Annotated in this window: 2 protein-coding genes; one reads left to right on the top strand and one right to left on the bottom strand. The window is 75.3% G+C overall.

The features are described from left to right. Window positions 1-240: 240 nt before the first annotated feature. Window positions 241-573 (bottom strand): hypothetical protein, encoded by a 333-nt coding sequence (locus AB0G13_RS34285; protein ID WP_357883744.1) that lies wholly within the window; start codon window positions 571-573, stop codon window positions 241-243. Window positions 574-1339: 766 nt separating this feature from the next. On the opposite strand from AB0G13_RS34285, the gene AB0G13_RS34280 reads away from it, so the two are divergent. After that, window positions 1340-3952, top strand: coding sequence for an amino acid adenylation domain-containing protein (locus AB0G13_RS34280; protein ID WP_357883741.1), 2613 nt, complete (start codon window positions 1340-1342; stop codon window positions 3950-3952). Window position 3953: the final 1 nt, after the last annotated feature.

Raw genomic sequence — 3953 nt, 5'->3', positions numbered from 1 at the left:
GACGTCCTGTTCGCCATGCTCCGCGACAAGATCCCTTACCAGCCACGCCCGACCAGCCCCGTCCCCGCTTGACGAAACCCATAGGGACACCCCCCTCGGGGCCGGGACCGCCCGGACGGGAGGGCGGGGCGCGGTCCGCCCGCGCGGCGTCCGCGCCCCGCCCGACCATCCGGCGCCCGGTCGGACCGGACCACCGGACGGCCGGAGCGGTCCCGGACGACCGTGCCGGGCCCGGCCCGGTCAGCAGCGGGCGATCGTGGAGTTGCTCAGGCCGACGTTGCTGATGGTCAGGTTGTCCGCGCAGGGGTTCTCCACGATCCGGCTGTTCACCAGGGTGAAGTTGCGCAGCGTGATGTCCCGGTTGCCGGGGAACTCGGAGCGCTCGGCCAGCCGCACCTCGCCGCCGCCGCTGATCGTGCCGCCGCCGGCCGCGATGTCCACCCCCTGGCAGTTCTCGATCAGGATCGCGTTGTTGCCGGTGTCGGCGATGTCCACCCGGTCGATGACGGCGCCGCCGGACTCGAAGACGCAGAAGATCCCTCGGCCGCCGCCGCGCGCCCGGACGGTGCCCACCCGGACGTTGGTCGGGTAGCCGGAGCGACGCGCCTGTTGCGGTTGGCCATCCGGAAGGCGGCGTACCCCGTGCCGGCGCCGGCGTTCTCGGCGTCGACGGTGGTGACCGTGGCGTTGACGGTCTGGTTGAGCAGCAGGCCCGACTCGCCCACGTCGCGCGCGGTGACGGTGCCGATGGTCAGCCCGTCCACGCCGTACGTCTCGACCGCGTGGGAGCTGGCGCCGGAGAGGTACGCGCTGTCGATCCGGACGTTGCGGGTCCACTGGCTGGTGTCCCCGCGGTTGTCGATCCGGATCCCGAGCCCGCCCGCCCCGTCTAGGCCGCTAGCAATCCACATTCGTCGATGCAAAGTTCATGGTAAACGCTTTCCTCCGGTCGCGTGAGGATCGTCGGTTGCGGGCCGGGCGTCGGCGGCCGGGGAGGCTGCCTGATTCCTGACAGTCGCCCGGCCCTCGGATCTGGTCCGCCGATCGCGCGACGGGCCGTCTGCCGTGGTGGCGCACCCGGCGGCGGCCTGATCGTCCGCGGGAACGGCCGAAACTGGGATTCCACGAAGGCGCCACCGACGTCCCGAATGCTGAGAGACATCTTGGCAGTGGAATCGGCGGTCGTGGACTCTCTCTGCGGAGAGCGATGGCTCGGTGGCTCATGGTCACGATGTGTCATCGTCTCCGGTCGTCGACCTGGCACAAGGCGCACGGCCGATCACCGTAGGTAGTGGGGGGAGTGCTCGGTGGGACGCGTCATGCCAGTTTGCGGTTCGAGGTGAGCGCACCCGCGCGCTCCGCCGGGCCGGTCCGCCGGTCCACCCCGTCCCGCCCGAACGTCCGCCCGGCCACCGTCGACACCCTGCACCGCATGGTCGAGGCCCAGGCCGACCGAACCCCGGACGCCGACGCCGTGTGGTGCGACGGGCAGGTCCTCACCTACGGCCAACTGGACGAGGCGGCCAACCGGGTGGCCGCGCTCCTCGTCGACCGGGGGGTGCGTCGGGGGGACCGCATCGGCGTCTGCCTGCCCCGCAGTTCCCGGCTCGTGGTCGCGCTGCTGGGCGTGCTGAAGGCCGGCGCCTGCTACGTGCCGCTGGACCCGGCCTACCCGGCCGCCCGGGTCGCCTTCATGACCGAGGACTCCGGGGCCCGGCTGGTGCTGACGGTGGCCGACCTCGCCGACCGGTTCGCCGACGCCGCGCTCCGGCTCGACGACGTCGACCTCGACGCCCGGCCGGCGACTCGGCCCGACCTGCCCGCCGACCCGTCCGACCTGGCGTACGTCATCTACACCTCCGGCTCGACCGGCCGGCCCAAGGGCGTGGCCATCGAGCACCGCTCGGCCTCCGTGCTCATGCACTGGACCCGGGAGACCTTCACGGACGTCGAGCTGGGCGGCGTGCTCGCCGCCACGTCCGTCTGCTTCGACCTGTCCGTCTTCGAGCTCTTCGGCCCGCTCTGCTGGGGCGGGCGGGTGGTGCTCGTGCGCGACGCGCTGGCGCTGGCCGCGCCGGACGCCGGCCGGCTGCCCGTCGCCCTGGTCAACACCGTGCCGTCGGCGATGAGCGAGCTGCTCGCGGCCGGCGCGCTGCCGGAAGGCGTCCGCACCGTCTGCCTCGCCGGCGAGCCGTTGACTGCCGCGCTCGCCGCCCGGGTGCTCGCCCGGCCGCACGTACGCCGGCTCTGCAACCTCTACGGGCCGTCCGAGGACACCACCTACTCGACGTGGGCGGAGGTGCCGGCCGACGGGGGAGACCCGCCGATCGGCCGTCCCCTGCCGCACACCCGCGTCTACCTGCTCGACCCGGACGGCCGGCCGGTGCCGCCCGGAGAGCCGGGAGAGTTGTACCTGGCCGGCGCCGGGCTGGCCCGGGGATACCTCAACCGGCCGGAGGAGACCCGCGCGCGCTTCCTGCCCGACCCGTTCCGCCCGGGGGAGCGGATGTACCGCACCGGCGACCGGGTCCGGCTGCGCCCGGACGGGCAACTGCAGTTCCTCGGCCGGCTCGACGACCAGGTGAAGCTGCGCGGATACCGCATCGAGCTGGGCGAGGTGGCCGCGCGGCTGGCCGCCCTGCCCGGCGTCCGCGAGGCGACCGCCGCGGTGCGGACCGGGCCGAGCGGCGACCCGCTGCTGGTCGGCTACCTCGTCGGCGAGCGCCGCGACGACGCGCGGGAACTGCTGCGGGAGACGGTCCCCGCCCCGCTCGTGCCGTCCGCCGTCGTCTGGCTGGACCGGTTGCCGACCACCCCCAACGGCAAGGTGGACCGGGCGGCGCTGCCCGCCCCGGAGGTCGCCGTCGCCGTCGCCGCGACCGACGCCGACGGTGCGCCGCTCGCCGGCTCCGCCGCCACGGTCGCCGCCGTCTGGCGGGACGTGCTCGGCCTGCCCGTGGGCCGGGCGGACGCCGACTTCCTCGCCCTCGGCGGCGATTCCCTGCTGGCCGTGCGCTGCGCCACCCGGCTCGCCGCCGTGACGGGCCTGCCGGTCGCTCCGGCGGCGCTGTTCACGCACGCCACGGTGGCGGCCCTCGCCGGCCACCTCGACGACCTGCGCCAAGCCGCCGGACCCACCGGAGCCGCCGCCGGGCCCGCCACAGAGACCGCGACCGCCGACGCGGCGACGGCCGGGGCCGCTCCCGCCAACGGGCCGGGGCGCCCACCGGCGGGCGGTACGCGCCCGGTCGCGCCCGTGGACAACGCCCCGCTCTCCGCCGCGCAGACCCGGCTGTGGTTCCTGCACCAGCTCGACCCGGCCGACACCTCCTACCTGGTGTCGTTCGCGATCCGGCTGCCGGCGGGGACCGACCCGGAGGCGCTCGGCCGGGCGCTGCGCCGCGTGGTGGCCCGGCATCCGGCGCTGCGCACCGTCTTCCCGTCGACCCCGGACGGCCCGGTGCAGCGGGTCCGGGACGACCTCGACCTGCCGATGGTCGTCGCCCCGCCCCGTCCCGGGGTGCCGCTCGGCGCGCAGCTCGACCAGCTCGCCGCCGCCGAGGCGCGTACCCCGATGGACCTCGCCGCCGGCCCGCTGCTGCGCGCCCGGCTGGTCGCCGCCGACGACGGGCGGGCGCTGCTCCTGGTCGCCCACCACATCGTCTGCGACGACTGGTCGTTCAGCGTCATCGTGCGGGACCTGGGCCGCGCCTACGGCAGCGAGGCGGCGGGCGCCGGGGCGCGACCCCCGTGGCCGGCCGGTCCGGCGACCGGCCCGGCGGAACTCGCCGTGGCCCAGCGGGACTGGCTGGCCGCCCCGGCCGGCCGGGAGGCCGTCAACGCCGTGGTCGCCGCGCTGCGCGGCGCGCCCTCGGTCCTGGACCTCATCGGAAGAGCGTCGTGGTGGGAAAGAGGGTTATGTGCTATGTGTAGATATAGGTGGTCGCCGTAGC

Source organism: Micromonospora sp. NPDC023633 (assembly GCF_040640035.1).
Classification (GTDB): domain Bacteria; phylum Actinomycetota; class Actinomycetes; order Mycobacteriales; family Micromonosporaceae; genus Micromonospora.
This window is presented reverse-complemented; position numbering and strand designations above follow the sequence as displayed.